General features: G+C 37.5%; 17 protein-coding genes. 8 read left to right on the top strand and 9 right to left on the bottom strand.

Annotated elements, in window-relative coordinates; all coding sequences use genetic code 11:
* The 4 genes from NST66_RS02775 to NST66_RS02790 all read right to left on the bottom strand — a co-directional run bounded on the left by NST66_RS02775 (position 1) and on the right by NST66_RS02790 (position 2,943).
* Positions 1-423 carry a hypothetical protein gene (locus tag NST66_RS02775; RefSeq protein ID WP_182028266.1) on the bottom strand — a complete coding sequence of 141 codons (423 nt, stop codon included), beginning with the start codon at positions 421-423 and terminating at the stop codon, positions 1-3.
* Between the two features lie 213 nt (positions 424-636).
* Positions 637-1,647, bottom strand: coding sequence for a CobW family GTP-binding protein (locus NST66_RS02780; RefSeq protein ID WP_049162975.1), 1,011 nt, complete (start codon positions 1,645-1,647; stop codon positions 637-639).
* The gene (locus NST66_RS02785; RefSeq protein WP_328157081.1) at positions 1,644-1,982 is read right to left on the bottom strand and encodes a hypothetical protein; all 339 of its coding nucleotides are present in this window, start codon (positions 1,980-1,982) and stop codon (positions 1,644-1,646) included. The genes NST66_RS02780 and NST66_RS02785 overlap by 4 nt, the downstream gene beginning before the upstream one ends.
* 55 nt (positions 1,983-2,037) lie before the next feature.
* Positions 2,038-2,943 carry a polysaccharide deacetylase family protein gene (locus NST66_RS02790; RefSeq protein ID WP_033578126.1) on the bottom strand — a complete coding sequence of 302 codons (906 nt, stop codon included), beginning with the start codon at positions 2,941-2,943 and terminating at the stop codon, positions 2,038-2,040.
* Between the two features lie 235 nt (positions 2,944-3,178).
* On the opposite strand from NST66_RS02790, the gene NST66_RS02795 reads away from it, so the two are divergent.
* From NST66_RS02795 to NST66_RS02815, 5 genes are all read left to right on the top strand, one after another.
* Positions 3,179-4,876, top strand: coding sequence for a sigma-54 interaction domain-containing protein (locus NST66_RS02795; protein ID WP_224979852.1), 1,698 nt, complete (start codon positions 3,179-3,181; stop codon positions 4,874-4,876).
* A gap of 215 nt (positions 4,877-5,091) precedes the next feature.
* The gene (locus NST66_RS02800) at positions 5,092-6,207 is read left to right on the top strand and encodes a zinc-binding dehydrogenase (RefSeq protein ID WP_198017449.1); all 1,116 of its coding nucleotides are present in this window, start codon (positions 5,092-5,094) and stop codon (positions 6,205-6,207) included.
* Between the two features lie 19 nt (positions 6,208-6,226).
* Entirely contained in the window at positions 6,227-7,027 is an 801-nt protein-coding gene (locus tag NST66_RS02805; protein WP_049162981.1) for a carbon-nitrogen hydrolase family protein, read from the top strand.
* Positions 7,028-7,071: 44 nt separating this feature from the next.
* A complete protein-coding gene (locus NST66_RS02810) occupies positions 7,072-8,538 on the top strand; it encodes an NCS1 family transporter (RefSeq protein ID WP_340843049.1) in 1,467 nt (488 codons plus the stop codon).
* Positions 8,535-9,287 carry an SDR family NAD(P)-dependent oxidoreductase gene (locus NST66_RS02815; RefSeq protein WP_033578129.1) on the top strand — a complete coding sequence of 251 codons (753 nt, stop codon included), beginning with the start codon at positions 8,535-8,537 and terminating at the stop codon, positions 9,285-9,287. Before NST66_RS02810 ends, NST66_RS02815 begins: the two co-directional genes overlap by 4 nt.
* A gap of 39 nt (positions 9,288-9,326) precedes the next feature.
* Here NST66_RS02815 and NST66_RS02820 read toward each other — a convergent pair whose 3' ends face one another.
* From NST66_RS02820 to NST66_RS02830, 3 genes are all read right to left on the bottom strand, one after another.
* Positions 9,327-9,797 carry a hypothetical protein gene (locus NST66_RS02820; RefSeq protein ID WP_033578130.1) on the bottom strand — a complete coding sequence of 157 codons (471 nt, stop codon included), beginning with the start codon at positions 9,795-9,797 and terminating at the stop codon, positions 9,327-9,329.
* Entirely contained in the window at positions 9,787-10,005 is a 219-nt protein-coding gene (locus NST66_RS02825; RefSeq protein WP_013081870.1) for a helix-turn-helix transcriptional regulator, read from the bottom strand. Before NST66_RS02825 ends, NST66_RS02820 begins: the two co-directional genes overlap by 11 nt.
* A 148-nt stretch (positions 10,006-10,153) precedes the next feature.
* Positions 10,154-10,336: a YolD-like family protein gene (locus NST66_RS02830; RefSeq protein WP_013081871.1), complete on the bottom strand. Its 183-nt coding sequence runs from the start codon at positions 10,334-10,336 to the stop codon at positions 10,154-10,156.
* A gap of 393 nt (positions 10,337-10,729) precedes the next feature.
* Between NST66_RS02830 and NST66_RS02835 the strand changes: the two genes are divergently transcribed.
* Entirely contained in the window at positions 10,730-12,652 is a 1,923-nt protein-coding gene (locus NST66_RS02835; RefSeq protein ID WP_328157085.1) for an LTA synthase family protein, read from the top strand.
* 76 nt (positions 12,653-12,728) lie between these two features.
* On the opposite strand, the gene NST66_RS02840 is transcribed toward NST66_RS02835, so the two are convergent.
* Positions 12,729-12,929, bottom strand: coding sequence for a YolD-like family protein (locus NST66_RS02840; protein WP_074893948.1), 201 nt, complete (start codon positions 12,927-12,929; stop codon positions 12,729-12,731).
* Positions 12,930-13,158: 229 nt separating this feature from the next.
* Positions 13,159-13,629, bottom strand: coding sequence for a GNAT family N-acetyltransferase (locus NST66_RS02845; protein WP_028412118.1), 471 nt, complete (start codon positions 13,627-13,629; stop codon positions 13,159-13,161).
* Positions 13,630-13,740: 111 nt separating this feature from the next.
* Between NST66_RS02845 and pdxR the strand changes: the two genes are divergently transcribed.
* Complete coding sequence (gene pdxR, locus NST66_RS02850; protein WP_328173871.1) at positions 13,741-15,138, top strand: MocR-like pyridoxine biosynthesis transcription factor PdxR; 1,398 nt, start codon at positions 13,741-13,743, stop codon at positions 15,136-15,138.
* Positions 15,139-15,272: 134 nt separating this feature from the next.
* Complete coding sequence (gene mmuM, locus NST66_RS02855; RefSeq protein ID WP_033578133.1) at positions 15,273-16,208, top strand: homocysteine S-methyltransferase; 936 nt, start codon at positions 15,273-15,275, stop codon at positions 16,206-16,208.
* Positions 16,209-16,380: the final 172 nt, after the last annotated feature.

Consider the following 16,380-nt stretch of genomic DNA (forward strand, 5'->3'; position numbering starts at 1 on the left):
TTAAGAAGGTCTTGTTTGCATAGAAGAATCATTATTGTTGCCCCAATTATCCTGACCACTTGTGGAATCATCATTTGACCACTGATCTTGCTGATTACTCGAATCATCGTCTGACCACTGATCATCTTCACTGCTTGAATTATCGTCTGACCATTGATCACTTTGTTTGCTAGAACTGTCATTTGACCATTGATCTTGCCCGTTAGTTCCATTGTCCGTATTGGATTCAGATCCTGAATCTGGAAATAGATCCGTCTCATCTTCCGTTTGAGTTTGCGATGAATTATTGGTGGATGTATCGTTATTTAGTGCTGTAGATGTTGAATTTGTTTGATCATATTTTTGAGAAAGCCCTACAAATGTTGTAAATGCAGCAACGCTCGATAAACCAACCATCCATTTTGTCCATTTATTAGCTGCCATTGATATGCTCCTTTTATCTTTCCTATTTTGCAACTGAACACTGAAGAAAAACTGAAGTGGAAGGTAACATACATCGTTCAATTGTTATAGTTCAATATAGACAGAAAAAATGAAAAAATAGTGAAATAGGCTGGTGGAATTTAAATTGACGAATTTTTTTATGAGAGGAATAGAAAGAAGCCTTATTCCATGCAGAATAAGGCTTCTAACTAATTAATAAATGGTAGAAAGTTCACATGTGTTAACAATGGTATGTAAAAACTGCTGAAATGTTTTTAACGATCGTTCGATTAAAGCTGTGTCTATATCTCGCACAATAAAAATTAAGTAAGATTCTCGATTGTGTGATGGCCATTGCTTCAAATGCTGCGGAGGATGAATAATATGTTGAACGCCATTTAACACAACGGGTCCTTCTTCTCCAACGTCCAGCATGCCTTTTACCCTCATTACCTTTTCACCGTTCGCGTGAAGTAACATGCTCAGCCATAGCCCGAATGCTGTCCAGTCCAGAGGCTGTGAAAACGAAAACGAAATAGAAGATACATTTGAATTGGGATGTGTAACAGGTGAAGGTAAAGAATGAATAACTTTTAAGCGATCTACATTAGATGCTTCTTGGATAATAAAAGGATCTACCTTTCCATGTACAGCAGGTATGATTACACACGATGGATTTAGAGACTGAATATGTGTCAATATAGCATCGTGCTCTTCGGGTGAACAAATGTCTGTTTTGGTTAAAATAATTTTATCAGCAACGGTAATTTGTTTAATTATTTCTGGATTGTTCTGAAGCTGCAGCATACCATTTTTTGCATCTACTGTAGTGATCACACAATCAACTATGTACCGATGCTGTAAAAGAGGGTTGGTTAAAATCGTAAATAAAATAGGAGAAGGATCTGCCATTCCCGTGGTTTCGATCACGACACGCTCAAAATGAGATTCTCCGCTTTCGTCTGCATATAACAGCTCTTTCAGCTCTTCTTCTAGGTCTGCTCGCGAATTGCAGCATATGCAGCCTCCTTTAAGTAAAATCGTTCGTTCCTCAGCCTGACGCAAGAGGTGATGGTCGAGACCAATTTTTCCGTATTCGTTAACAATAACTGCTGTATTGTTATTAATAGAGGGTTCTTTTAAAATATGCTGTAACAAGGTTGTTTTACCGGATCCTAAGCATCCTGTTACAATTGTTATCGCTTTTTTTCCATGAGCTTTCATTGAGCGGAACTCCTTTCTGCTATTTTATCCAATAAACTTCCATCTAGTGGATCAATAGGGTATCCGATCATTGCTTCTACATGATGCCAAATTGTTCCGAGGTCATGAACAATTTCAGCATTGCCTTTTGCATCTCGTAAAATAAACTTGCTGCCGTTCCATTCCTCTAACGTCAGGCGATAATGGCTCAGAAGTTGATTACAAAGGTTGGCGCGGTGAAGGCGGCTACGCTGTCTAATCCGCTGTTGATTTCCAACTGTTATTTCTGTATCTGTGGAATCTGTGCAATCGGTCCAATGGACTTGCATAATAAATTCGCCGCATAAGATGCACATGTTTATTCCTCCCTGTAAAGTAGGGGATCCGTTCAATATGAACGGATCCGGCTTTTTATAATTGTTTAGCTTCAACCGCTTTTTTGCGAGGGTTTCGTTTTGCGAAATCATCTGCAATTTCATCGAATGTCACCCATCTAACACCTTCATGAGAACTGATATGTTGAATTAAACGTTCATGCATTTTTAGTACCTGAGGACGTCCGCTCACATCAGGGTGAATAGTCATCGTGAAGACTCCATAGTCCATATTCTCATATACCCAATCAAACTGATCTCTCCACATTTCCTCTAAATCGCGCGGATTTACAAAGCCATGGCTGTTAGGTGACTTTTTAATAAACATCATTGGAGGAAGATCGTCTAAATACCAGTTAGCAGGAATCTCTATTAAATCCGTTTCTTCTCCTCTTATGAGCGGTTTCATCCATTCATTTGCTTTTTTTGCATAATCAATTTTTGTCCAGCTGTCACCAATCCTTACATAATAAGGAGAAAAGTCATTATGCATTAAGCTGTGGTCGTACTTAATGCCATGTTTGTGCAGCAGTTCATTTGTTACATTAGAAAATTCCCACCAAGGTGCTACATAGCCTGTCGGTTTTTTACCCGAAAGTTCTTCAATTAATTTAATCGATTTTAATAAGACTTCTTCCTCTTGTTGAGGAGTCATTGCAATAGGATTTTCATGAGAATAGCCATGTGCTCCTACTTCATGTCCTCGTTTGACAACTTCTTTCATTTGTTCGGGAAACGTTTCGATAGAGTGACCCGGAATGAACCAAGTGGTTTTTAGCTGATACTTATCAAATAAATCCAATAATCGAGGTGCTCCCACTTCTCCTGCAAATAACCCCCGAGATATATCATCTGGAGAATCTTCGCCTCCGTATGATCCCAACCAACCAGCGACAGCATCTACATCTACTCCATAAGCTACTAAAATTTCTTTTTTGCCCACAGTGAACCACTCCTTCTTCTTTATGATTTCTTATTAAGAGTTGTTGCAAAAAGTGTGCCAAGTATAAAAAAGGAACAATCAGCGTTTTAATAAGAAGCTATGGTAGAAAAACAGGAGGAAATATGCGTAAAAGCATAAAAAATATGTTTTTTTGCATAGATTTCAGAAGATTCTTAATGATATGATATTATTTTTAAGAGTAATTGAAAAATCTGATGGTTGGGGTGAGTGTAATTTGTCGAATTCAAATCTTCATATGGTACAGCATACATCTATACGAGCAATAGAAGAGTTAATTGAGGAATTTCCCTTTTCTATTGTTATTTATCAAAAGGATTTACAAATTAGAATTGCAAATAAAAGTGCAGAGTCACTTCCAAATGTTTTCTATCAGAGTGAAGAGATAAAGCAACAAGTCCGAAGGTGCTTCAATCAAGAGAACAACGCCGAAGAGCATATTCAAGTAATAGAAGGTCACAAATATATACAATTTTTCTATATGAGCGAACTAGAGTTAGTTTCGGTCTTAATAATGGATGACTACATAACTGAATATGAAAAGTACAAATCGGAAAGTATGGACTTAAAAGCTATTTTTGAAACTTCTTATGACGTAATGTACGTGTCAGATGGCGAGGGAAATACGATTAGAGCAAGTTCAGCTTGTTTGGAACTATGGGGAAAAAAAGAGAACGAATTAATAGGAAGAAACGTTATTGATCTGGAGAAAGAAGGAATCTATACACCGTCTATTACACGATTAGTATTAGAACAAAAGAAAAAAGTTTCTGCTATTCAGACTACTAAAGAAGGCAGAAGACTTATGGTTGTAGGAACGCCTATAAAGAATGAACAAGGAGAAGTTATCCGGGTTATTAATGCCTCAAGAGATATCACTGAAGTGAGTCAAATGCAGTCAGAAATCAGTGAGATGAAGCGGTTAATTGCAGGTTACAAACAAGAACTTATGGAACTGAAAAAAGATAAAACAGAAAAGGTAAAACTGATTTCTTACAGCAAAAAAATGGAGAAGACTCTAGAATTAGCTAGACGAGTTGCCAATGTAGATTCTACTGTGCTTATTCTAGGTGAATCAGGGGTTGGAAAAGAAATGGTCGCCAACCTCATTCATGAAACGAGTGATCGAAAAAACAGTCCATTTATAAAAGTCAACTGTGGAGCTATTCCTGAGAACTTGTTAGAATCAGAGCTTTTTGGCTACGAAGGAGGAGCTTTTACAGGAGCAAAAAAGGAAGGGAAAATGGGACTTTTTGAGTTAGCTAACAAAGGAACGTTATTTTTAGATGAAATTGCGGAGATGCCTCTAGCCCTTCAAGTGAAATTACTAAGAGTTCTTCAAGAACGAGAAGTGATGAGGGTGGGAGGAGTGAAGCCAGTTGCAGTTAATGTGCGAATCATTGCAGCCACCAATCGAAACTTGCATGAAGACGTTCAAAAAGGGAATTTTCGTGAAGATTTATACTACCGACTAAACGTTATACCACTGTCGATTTTACCGCTTCGCGAGCGCAGAGAAGATATTTTGCCTTTAGCTTCTTATTTTATTGAACAGTTTAATCAAAAATATTTAACGAAAAAGACGCTGTCAGCTGAAACGGCCGAAGCGTTTGAACTATATAACTGGCCAGGAAATGTAAGGGAGCTTCAAAATATTGTGGAAAGACTCATTGTGATGTCAGATGGAGATGAAATTCAGCATTTGCATTTGCCAGAAGAAATTACAAACTTATCATCTAATAGAGATAAGGTACAGGTGCTAGACATCCTTCCTCTGAAAGAATGCATGGAAATGGCTGAAAAACAGCTCTTGCGTCTAGCTAAACAAAAATATTCCTCTACAGTAAAAATTGCCGATGCACTGCAAGTAAATCAATCAACCATTAGTCGAAAGCTTCAAAAGTTAAACGAATAGTAAGGGTTCAAAAGAAGTCTATCTTTTCCTTTTAAGGAGGTAGACTTCTTTTTTATTATGCAACGCCGCATATATTGCAGAATTTTATATGTTCCTCTGCATACAAAACAAGTTCTTAACGAATATAAAACAGCTACGCCGCTCTTTTTCTAAATTGGCATGCATCTTGCAATTAGGAAAATAAGCTAGCTAATTGATAAAGGAGAGGATAGGATATGGTTGCTATTAAAAAAGAAGTTGAAAAAGGTAAACAAGCTCCTGCTGGTTTTATGAAGGCAGTTGTTTATCAAGGTCATAAACAGGTTGGGCTTCAATACAAAGAAATTCCAAAGGCAGAAGCGGGAGAAGTAGTCATTAAAACAACGTCTACTACTATTTGCGGAACAGATATTCATATTTTACACGACGAACATAAAGTAGAAAAAAATCGAACGTTAGGACATGAGCATGTAGGAGTTGTTCATGAGGTAGGGGAAGGAGTAACAGGAATAAAAGTAGGAGAACGCGTTATGTGCGGATCTTGTACACCTTGTGGTTCGTGTTATTATTGTCAAAAAAATTTATCTTCTCAGTGCATAGGGCCAGAAGGGGATTTTAAAACTCCAGGAGGATGGCGCTTAGGAAATACGATAGATGGAACGCATGCAGAGTATTTTAAGATGCCTTTTCCACAGTACAACTTAACTAAAATTCCGGATGAATTATCCGATGAAGATGTACTGCTGTTAACGGATATCGCTTCAACTGGAATTGCTGCAGCTGAAAACGCACAAATTCAAATAGGAGATATAGTGGCAGTCTTTGCGTGTGGCCCTGTAGGGCTTTGTTCTATTGCAGGGGCCAGATTAAAAGGAGCTAGCCTCATTATTGGAATAGATGGGAATTACCAGCGCCTAGGCTTGGCTAAAAAGATGGGAGCAGACGTGACGTTAAACTTTAACGAAGTGAACGTAGTGGAAGAAATAATGAAGCTATCAGGAAATAAAGGAATAGAAGTTGCTATTGAAGCTCTAGGAAAAGAAGAAACGTTTCAACAGTGTTTAAAAGTAATTAGACGCGGAGGCTGTATTTCAAGCGTAGGCGTATATTCGGGGCATGTTGAGATTCCAATTGAACATTTTGCAAGCGGAATGGGAGATCACCGAATTGTAACGACTTTGTGTCCCGGCGGAAGAGAACGTATGCAGCAGCTTATGAGCCTAGTTATTCAAGAGCGTATGGATTTAAAGCCGATGATTACACATCGATTTACTATTGATGAAGCAATTGAAGCTTATAGATTATTTGAACATGCGGAAGACCAAATTATTAAACCGATTATTACGTTTTGAATGTAGGAGGAGTAATAAAATGAAACATCAAACATTTATCGCAGCTGCTGTTCAAATGAATTGTGAGCTTGGAAATCCAGGCAGTAATTTGGAAAAAGCATATCATTTAATTGAACAAGCAGTTTTAAAAGGTGCTTCATTTATTGTATTGCCAGAACTATTTAATACAGGATATCGAGTAGAGGAAAAAGACTGGCAATATGCTGAGTATATTCCGGGTTATACGAGTGAATGGCTTGTTCAGACTGCACAGAAGTTCAATGTGACAATAGCCGGGTGCATTTTAGAAAAAAAGAATGATCGTATATACGATACATGTCTAGTAGTAGACAGAGACGGAATTCAAGGAACATATAGAAAAATTTACTTATGGGATCAAGAAAAGCAAAGGTTTCAAAAAGGGGACAGATACGAGGTCACTCAATTAGGTGAAGTAACATTGGGCATGCAAATATGCTATGAAGTAGGATTTCCAGAAGGTGCGCGCGTGCTCACGTTAAAAGGAGCAAACGTGTTGATTTATTCTTCTGCATTTGGCTCCTTAAGAAGGTATGCGTGGGATATAGCGACTAAAGCAAGGGCTTTAGAGAACGGCTGCTTTGTTATTGCATCAAACCGTACGGGCACAGAAAAGAATGAAACAGTGTTTGGAGGAGGAAGTCGAATTATAAACCCTCAAGGAAAAGTATTAACAGAAGCTACAAAAGAAGATGAAGTCATTGTGGCAGAAATTGATTTAGTACAAGTAGAAGAACAGAGGAAAGCAATTCCCTATCTTTTAGATTTACAGAATGACATGTATAAAGAACCGTCAAAGTAATGTCTGTAGAAAACTAACTATTTTGTTAATAGGAGGAGTGCTAGTTGAAAAACTCATTGATTTCGAAAGATATTGTACCAACATTAGCAAAACAGCGTGTCATTTCAGGGTTTGGTTTCTTTAATATTTGGGTGGGGATGGCTGTTATTATTGCAACGTTTCAAATTGGTGCAAATGGAATTGACTCTATGTCTTTATGGAAGTTAGCAGGAGCAATCTTACTTGCTAATATTATCATTGCCATTATTGGAAGCTTAAGTGGGGATATTGGAGTAGAGCACGGTCTTTCATTTGCTGCTTATTTACGCGCTCCTTTTGGAATTAAAGGTGTTCATATTCCGGCAGTTAGTAAAGGGATTATCGCGTCAATCTGGTTTGGCATTCAAACCTATTTAGGAGCTACAGCAATCAATTACATTTTTCATAGTTTAACAGGATTTGATTCTTGGTTCTTTTGGTATGTAGCATTTGCTGTTGTACAAATTATTAACACAGCAATGGGAATCAAAGCAATTGATCGTTTTGCAGTTGTTGCTGCACCTTCTATTATTTTAATTTCAGTGTGGATTTTCTTTAAAGTGGCAGGAATGGCAGACGATAAAGGAATTGATGTGTACAGCTATGTTGGGACAAAAGATACCACCACTTGGTTTTTAGTGATTGCTGCTAATATGGGATTTTGGTCAGCACTCGCGGTAGATATTCCCAATATTACAAGGTATGTAAAAGCACCTAAAAATGAACGAAGCTGGCTGAAGCGAAATAAAAATAATTATATTCCGCATCTTACAGCTCTTCCTATCGTACAAACTTTTATGGGTGTAATTGGAGCCGTTAGTTTTCTCGGGACGGGTCTTTGGAATCCGATTGAAGTTATTCAACAAACTTCTACAGGATGGGTAATGGCTGTTGTGCTTATTATGGTGGTGTTAGCTCAGTGGTCTACTAACTCTGCTGCTAATCTTATCCCAGCTTCTTTAACATTTGTTAATGCAGGTTCTCGCTTTAAGGTGTCATACACAGTGGGCATTATTCTAGCTGGAGTGGTAGGAACACTGTTTCAGCCTTGGGCAATTTTAGATCAATTATTTATCTTTTTAGGGTATTACGGGGCTGTTTTATCTGCGCTTGCAGGAATTATGTTATGTGATTATTACATTATCAGAAGGCGCCGTTTGAATGTAGAAGAACTATATGCAGAGGAAGGTCAATATAAATTTGATGGTGGCGTAAACTGGGCAGGTATGATTTCATGGATCATAGCTGGAGGAGCGGCCATCTACTTTTTAGATTATATGTATATTGTTGGTTTTCCACTAGGAATAGCTTGTTACTTTGTATTAATGAAAGCATGGTATTTAAAACGTCACCCTCAAAAAGAAATTGATAGTCGTTTCTCTGACGACTATTTAGGTACAACAGTAGGAAGAGATTGGCATATTGAAGTGCTGGAAGAAGCGATCCAGCCTTCTTTAAATGAAGTTGGAGTAAAGAAAGGGGATTTAGCATGAAGCTGCAAGGGAAAACAGCAATCATTACGGGAAGCGCAAGAGGAATTGGAAAAGGTATTGCCCTTGCTTATGCCAAAGAAGGAGCAAACTTAGTGTTAAACGTCTATGGCGTAGATCAACAAGAAATCGAAGAGCTCAGTAGGGACGTAAGTTCTTATGGCGGACAAGTTGTCATTATTGAAGGAGATATTACAAAGAAAGAGATCGTTGAAGAAATGGTTCAAACAGCCCTTTCACGTTTTCAGACCATTGATGTTTTAGTAAATAATGCAGGGATTTTAACTCAAAGTCTATTGAAAGATATGGAAGAGGCTCAGTGGGACCAAATGATAAATATTGATTTAAAATCAGTATTTCTAACCACAAGAGCAGCTGTTCCGTATATGATAGCGCAAAAATCAGGAAGAATTATTAATATCGCGTCTCAAATTGGTCAAAAAGGCGGCGTAGAATTAAGCCACTATGCTGCTGCAAAAGCAGGAGTGATTGCTTTTACAAAATCCATTGCGCTCGAACTTGGAAAATATAATATTACAGCTAATTGTATAGCGCCTGGACCAATACAAACACAGCTCGTAGACGATATTAATGAAGAGTGGAAATTGCAAAAGCAAAAGGAATTAGCTGTTCCTCGATTTGGCACAGTGGAAGAAGTGGCGCCAACAGCTGTTTTGTTAGCGAGTTCTCCAGATGGAAATATCTATACAGGGCAAACGTTGGGACCAAATAGTGGAGATGTTATGCTGTAATAAAAAAATGGTGCTGTCGCTACAGCACCATTTTTTAAATTAGCGATAAATCTTACTAATCGATACGTAATAAACCGTTAACTGTACAAGAGAAAGAAGCAAAAGAACGGCAATGGGATAGAAGCTAAAAGAATTAGGTAACAGCGGATAAAAAGCGATTAAGATAGCGCCTATAGGAATAGAAAATAGAAGAAAAACAAAGGCTTTTTTACAAGCTTCTGCTGTTATCATCTTTTCACGTTCATCTTCCTCTGCAAATTCAAAAGGAAATAATAAAGGCGAAACGTTCTTCGTCTTTTTACGCGCTCGGTAGTAAAAAAAGGACACGATTAAAAGCACAATTAAAGAAGCGAAAGAGCCTATAGACATGGTAATTTCCCACGGGGGTTCAGGGTGGTTCATAACTTCACTAAATTGAATATTTAGGCTTAAAAAATCATATAAAAACCAACCTACGCATAGCAGAGACACTACATTCAACAAATAAGATTTAATAACATTACTCAACATTTTTCTCCTCCTTTTGAAGTGTAAAAACATCTTCCATTTTTAATTGAAAGACATCACAAATTGTTAAACCAAGTAGTAGGGAAGGAACGTAATTTCCCTTTTCAATAGCTGCAATGGTTTGGCGAGTGGCTCCAACTTTTTCAGCTAAATCTCCTTGCGTATATCCATGTTTAGCTCTAAGCTCTTTTACGTGATTAATAAGAGTCAATATGATCACCCGCTGCCTTTTTAATAAATTTGTTAAGTTGATTTAACATTATGTAAAGTTAATTTAACATCAATTGGATGATTTTTCAATATATAATGGATAAAAAATACAAAAAAGATCCTAGAAGAATTCTTCAGGATCTTTTTTGTTAATAAATTTCTTTAATGCCAGACAAACGAATGGAAAAAATGTTTTGTTTTTCATCTCGTAGGGAGAGGGTTTGGTCGGTTAGGTTTAAATTTTGGATTTTTCCTTTGAAGGTTTGAAGCAGGCCATTTTCGTAATAATTCACGGTTACATGTTTGTTTTTCTTTAACGCTTTTAAAATCATTTATTCATCTCCTTTCATGTGTGCATCTGTTATGAAAAGAAAGCTGTGGCTTAAGCATAAGAATTTGGAGAATGCTCAAGGCAGAATTATTATTATACAGCAAGATGAGAATAGTTTGTAGATAAATTGTGAAAAAATGCACAAGTTTGCAGTGCGGGTGTTGCAACAGAATACAGTATATGAGGAGAGGAGGGGTTTTATGATAAAAAAGGTGATTTTAGTTTATTTATTTGTGGGTATTAGGTAAACTAGTAGATGAATTTAAAGAATCTATCTATAGTTGTGAAGGCTAGGATTTCATTTAATTTTCATTTTCTATGAGTATAATGATAAAGGTTTTCTATATGTTCTTTGTGAATCTACTCATAAACTAATCGAGAAAGGAAAATCAAAATGAAGCGAATCGTTTCTAAGCCGCTGCACTATTTCATATTAGCCGCTGTTTTAATGTGGATAAAGTCGTATGTGGCTTATAAAACTGAATTTAACTTAGGCGTAAGCGGCGTAATGCAGCAAATGCTGCTGTTTATAAACCCTGTAAGTTCAGTGCTGATTTTTTTAGGAATCGGCTTATTTTTTAAAGGAAAGAAAGCAGGAGCTTGGATTCTTGCAGGCAGTTTCATCATGACGCTGCTGTTGTACAGCAACATTCTCTATTATCGTTTTTTTAACGATTTTGTAACTCTTCCCACACTGTTGCAGACAAGTAATGCAGGAAGTATGGGCGGAAGCATTATGGATTTATTAAAAGCACATGATGTTTTTTATTTTGTTGATTTTATTATTTATCTTTTCTTCTTTTTTAGTAAAAAAATTGACTGGCATAATGAAAAAGTATCGGTTAAGAATGCTGTAACCATTCTTTCTTTAGGATTCATGGTTTTTTCTGTCAACTTAACATTAGCAGAAATTGATCGCCCGCAGCTTCTATCTCGAACTTTTGACCGCAATTATCTAGTAAAGTATTTAGGCGCCTATAATTATACGATGTATGACGGTGTTCAGACTGCTCAAAACTCTAAACAGCGAGCTTTTGCAAGCAGCAATGACTTAACGAACGTCGTTAATTTTAAAAACAGTCACTATGCGGAGCCTAATTCCGTTTACTTCGGAAAAGCTAAAGGGAAAAATATTATTAAAATTCATTTGGAATCATTTCAGTCTTTTTTAATTGATTACAAATTAAATGGCCAGGAAGTGACACCGTTCTTAAATTCGTTGGCCCATGGAAATGACTTTACGTATTTTGATAACTTCTTTCATCAAACAGGACAAGGAAAAACATCAGATGCTGAGCTGATGATGGACAACTCTCTATACGGCCTTCCTCAAGGTTCTGCCTTTGTACTAAAAGGAAGCAATACGTATCAGGCAGCACCAGCTATTTTAGATCAAAAAGCTGGCTATACGAGCGCTGTACTGCACGGAGACTATAAGACGTTTTGGAACCGTAACGAAATTTACAAGCAGTTCGGTGTGGATAAGTTTTTTGATGCAAGTTATTACAATATGACGGGTGAAAATAAAATTAATTATGGCTTAAAAGACAAACCGTTCTTTAAAGAATCTGTTCCAATGCTGCAGTCTTTACCACAGCCGTTTTATGCGCATTTAATTACGTTAACAAACCATTTTCCATTTTTACTTGGAAACAATGAGGCAAGCATACAGCCAGCTAACACGGGCGATGCGACAGTTGACCGCTATTTCCAAACGGCTCGTTATTTAGACGAATCATTGCAATCTTTCTTCCAAGAACTGAAAGCTTCTGGGCTTTATGATAATTCTGTGATTATGATTTATGGAGATCACTACGGTATTTCTGAAAATCATAATGCGGCAATGGAAAAAGTAATGGGAAAAGAAATTACACCTTATGAAAATGCTCAGCTGCAGCGTGTACCTCTATTCATTCACGTTCCTGGAGTAAAAGGCGGAGTTAATCATACGTACGGTGGAGAAATTGATGTTGTGCCAACTCTTCTTCATTTAGTAGGGATTGACAGCAAAGAGTTTATCCAATTTGGTACAGATTTATTTTCTAAAGGTCATGATGATGTAGTAGCGTTCCGCAATGGCAACTACGTATCTCCGAAATATACACTAGTGGATGGAACGTATTATGATTCTAAGACAGGCCAAGCGCTTAAAGAAAATAATCAAATGAAAGCTTATAAACAGAAGGTAGCGAAAGAACTGGAGTTATCTGATCAAGTGCTTTATGGAGACTTACTTCGTTTCCACAAGTTGAAGGATTTCCAAACAGTCGACCCTTCGAAATATATGTACGGGAAAGAAGAAACATCAGCTAAATAAAGCTAAAATCAAAAGAACATGATGACTTCTGCAAAGCAGAATGAGCATCATGTTCTTTTTTACTGTAAACTATTCATCAATAAATTTCTTTAATTCCCGATAAGCGAATAGAGAAAGTATTTTGCTGTTCATCTTTTAATGAAAGCGTTTGGTCTGTTAAATCTAGGCGCTGTACTTTTCCTTTAAACGTTTGAAGCAAACCGTTTTTATAATAGTTAATTGTAACGGCCCCGTTTTTTCTTAATGCTTTTAAAATCATTTTCAAAACTCCTTCCATATTTAAAATGTGTATGATTAACGAGCTGTAACATTCATTTTCATTTGCATATTTTTATTATACACAAAAATAGAAAGCGTTTTCACCAAAAGTTTGAACACTTTGTGAAAACTTTAACAGAGAATGTGACAAATACATACAGAAACTGATTTATTTGTCGTATTCATCATAAAACACATTTATGAAAGGAGTGTTAAGAACGTGTTAAAACTTTATGGATGGAAAAATATTATAAGATGTCGTTTGAAATGTCGTAGTGAATCCATTCACCGTTCGTTACATTTCCTCCCATTTTTCTGTAAAGCGTTTGAGCTCTTGTATTATCATAAGCCGTTTCCCAAGACATGGCTGCATACTGATGTTCTTTTGTATACTGGTGACTAATCGAAAATAACTTTTCCCCAATTTTTTGACCTCTTGCTTTTTCAGTAACGTACAAGTCATTTAAAATCGCTACAGGCTTTACACGCGTGGTGCTAAATGTAAAATAAAGCGTTGAAAAACCTACTGCCTCGTCATTTTGAGTCGCGATAAACTGAACGCCAGTATCGGGACGTTGAAACAAGTGATCAATTAAATTTCTCAGCTGTTTTTTGGCAGGCTGAGGGCGCTTGTAAAAATCAACAATGTATTCGTTCATTAATGAAATAAGTGCTTCCATGTCAGCAGCATTAGCTTGACGAATTGTAATAGTAGTCATTAAATCTTCTCCTTTTTAATCAGATGATCTACACTTATAGTAAAAGAAATGTATCCCCTCTAAAAGAGCCAGATTTAAAAAATAAGATAGGGACAGATGAAAGGAGCTAGCGTGAAGTTCACACCATTATTAAACCGAAGGAATGATATGCCTTTATATCACCAGCTATATGAATATATAAAAAAAGAAATTGTATCCGGCAGGGTGAAAGTAAATGACAAACTGCCTTCTATCCGGTCTCTTGCTGATTACTTAAACGTAAGTCGAAATACTGTAGATATGGCCTATCAGCAGCTTTTAGCTGAAGGATATGTAGAAAGCAAGCCCAAAAGTGGACTGTACGTAACGAATACACAGTTTGATTTACTGCAAACAGATAGAAAGCCGACTGTATTTTTACAACCTCACTCAGACACAAAGTCGTGTACCTATGATTTTCGTTATGGAAAAGTTGATAGCCGTTTGTTTCCCTTGAATGAGTGGAAAAAACGATACAATGAAAGTCTTCAAACTTATAAAGAAGCGCTGTTCACGTACCAAGAAACTCAAGGAGAAGAATCACTGCGAGAAGAAATTGCGACGTACCTTTATCAGTCAAGAGGAGTGGTTTGTTCGAAACATCAAATTATTATCGGAACAGGTACTCAGCAATCACTCAGTTTGCTAGCGCAGATGTTAAAGCCAAGCATCAGAGATATTGCCTTTGAAAATCCTTGCTATGACGGGGCTAGCTTTGTATTTAAGCAGCATGGATTCTCCTTAAAACCTGTGTCACTTAATAACAGAGGCATAAACATCCAAGAGCTTTATGATAGCCAAGCACGCGCTGTTTATGTCACACCATCTCATCAGTTTCCATACGGAATGATCATGCCTGTTTCAAGAAGAATAGAGCTTCTTACATGGGCGAATGACTGCAATGGCTTTGTTATTGAAGATGATTATGACGGAGAATTTCGTTATAAAGGAAGTCCCATTCCTTCATTGCAAAGCTTGGATACTAAAGGGCGCGTCATTTATACAGGGACATTTTCAAAATCTTTTATGCCTTCTTTAAGAATCAGCTACCTTGTATTACCGGAAGTGCTTCTAAAGGAATATCATGAACGTTTTTCTTTATACGAGCAAGCTGTTCCAGCCCTTCATCAGTGGACGCTCGGACTGATGATGAAAAACGGAGAGTGGAGTAAGCATTTAAGAAGAGTGAGAACTGCTTATCAACTCAAACACGGTACTCTTTTAGCAGCTTTACAGAAGGAGTTTAACAAAAACATCACGGTGTCAGGAGAATATGCAGGTTTGCATATCCTTGTCCGCGTGCACAACGATATGAATGAACAGCAGTTAATTAACGCAGCTCAAAAGCAAGATGTCTCTGTCTACGGCACTTCTCGTTATTGGCTTACGGAATCACCTCAACAAAAGACTCATCTATTATTAGGTTTTGGAAGTTTGGAGAGAGAAGAAATAGAAGAAGGAATAAGGAGGTTGAAAAATGCTTGGTTATAAGCCTCTCCTCATTTCTTCGATTTCTTGACAAAAGCTGCCTAGTCCTTTAGACTTTTTTGCATATATTTTAAATTATCTGAAAGGAGGATAGGGTAATCGAAGCTAACTGCTAGTGGACAACCCTAGATCAAACAATGAATCCTATCCAACAAATTTTACATACATTTCCTGTGATTGTACTAGATGGTGCAATGGCAACTGAACTGGAGAGATATGGCTGTGATTTGAACGACAGCTTATGGTCTGCAAAAGTGCTTATGGAGCAGCCGGAATTGATTAAGAGAGTGCATCAAGATTACTTTGCAGCAGGAGCTGACTGTGCAATTACTGCAAGCTATCAAAGCACGTTTGAAGGTTTTGCAAAACGTGGTTTAAGTGAAGCAGAGGCGCGCGAGTTAATTCAAGCATCTGTAAAAATTGCGGCTGAAGCAAGAGATGAATTTTGGCAGCAAGAAGAGAATTGTCTTAATCGCCCAAAACCAATTGTCGCCGCTTCGGTAGGTCCTTACGGAGCATTTTTAGCAAACGGATCGGAATATACTGGACAGTATGACGTAACAGAAGAAGAGTTAATGGAATTTCATCGTCCTCGTATGAAAGCATTAATTGAAGCAGGAGCAGATGTGTTAGCTTGTGAAACCATTCCTAATCTAATGGAAGCAAGAGCCATTGCGAGGCTACTAGAAGAATTTGAAGGAGCGTACGCATGGATTACGTTCAGCGCAAAAGATGACCTGCACATTAGCAGCGGAACATTAATCTCGGAGTGTGCACGCTATCTGGATTCCTATAAGCAAGTAGCAGCTATTGGAGTTAACTGTACGCCGCCTCAATATATTTCTTCACTTATTAAAGAAATTAAATCTCAAACGGATAAGCCAGTCATTGTGTATCCAAATTCAGGAGAGCATTATGATGCTGAATCTAAAACATGGAACGGGACATCTGCAGGCGAAACGTATGGCTGCAGCGCTCACAGCTGGTATGAAGCAGGTGCTCAGTTAATCGGAGGGTGCTGTCGCACAACTCCAGATGATATCAAAGGCATTACAAAATGGGCTAGAAAATAACGGATTGAAAAAAAGAGAATGTGAGAAAAGCTGTTTCGCTAACCTTAAACACGAACGATCTATCAAAAATAGATAGTTCGTGTTTTTTTATGGTCATGGTGAACGTAGGTTTCGTGTGCGCAGTTCCTTCTAGCTGTTGGCTGGAGGGCAAGGCGAAGACTCTCGCGGAAAG

This window comes from Priestia sp. FSL W8-0524 (genome assembly GCF_038005965.1).
Taxonomy (GTDB): domain Bacteria; phylum Bacillota; class Bacilli; order Bacillales; family Bacillaceae_H; genus Priestia; species Priestia zanthoxyli.

Excerpts from the sequence above, each read along its gene's own strand:
- NST66_RS02775 (WP_182028266.1), bottom strand. The coding sequence starts at position 423 with ATGGCAGCTAATAAATGGACAAAATGGATGGTTGGTTTATCGAGCGTT.
- NST66_RS02780 (WP_049162975.1), bottom strand. The coding sequence starts at position 1,647 with ATGAAAGCTCATGGAAAAAAAGCGATAACAATTGTAACAGGATGCTTA.
- NST66_RS02785 (WP_328157081.1), bottom strand. The coding sequence starts at position 1,982 with ATGTGCATCTTATGCGGCGAATTTATTATGCAAGTCCATTGGACCGAT.
- NST66_RS02800 (WP_198017449.1), top strand. The coding sequence starts at position 5,092 with ATGGTTGCTATTAAAAAAGAAGTTGAAAAAGGTAAACAAGCTCCTGCT.
- NST66_RS02805 (WP_049162981.1), top strand. The coding sequence starts at position 6,227 with ATGAAACATCAAACATTTATCGCAGCTGCTGTTCAAATGAATTGTGAG.
- NST66_RS02815 (WP_033578129.1), top strand. The coding sequence starts at position 8,535 with ATGAAGCTGCAAGGGAAAACAGCAATCATTACGGGAAGCGCAAGAGGA.
- NST66_RS02820 (WP_033578130.1), bottom strand. The coding sequence starts at position 9,797 with ATGTTGAGTAATGTTATTAAATCTTATTTGTTGAATGTAGTGTCTCTG.
- NST66_RS02830 (WP_013081871.1), bottom strand. The coding sequence starts at position 10,336 with ATGATTTTAAAAGCGTTAAAGAAAAACAAACATGTAACCGTGAATTAT.
- NST66_RS02835 (WP_328157085.1), top strand. The coding sequence starts at position 10,730 with ATGAAGCGAATCGTTTCTAAGCCGCTGCACTATTTCATATTAGCCGCT.
- NST66_RS02840 (WP_074893948.1), bottom strand. The coding sequence starts at position 12,929 with ATGGAAGGAGTTTTGAAAATGATTTTAAAAGCATTAAGAAAAAACGGG.
- NST66_RS02845 (WP_028412118.1), bottom strand. The coding sequence starts at position 13,629 with ATGACTACTATTACAATTCGTCAAGCTAATGCTGCTGACATGGAAGCA.
- mmuM (WP_033578133.1), top strand. The coding sequence starts at position 15,273 with ATGAATCCTATCCAACAAATTTTACATACATTTCCTGTGATTGTACTA.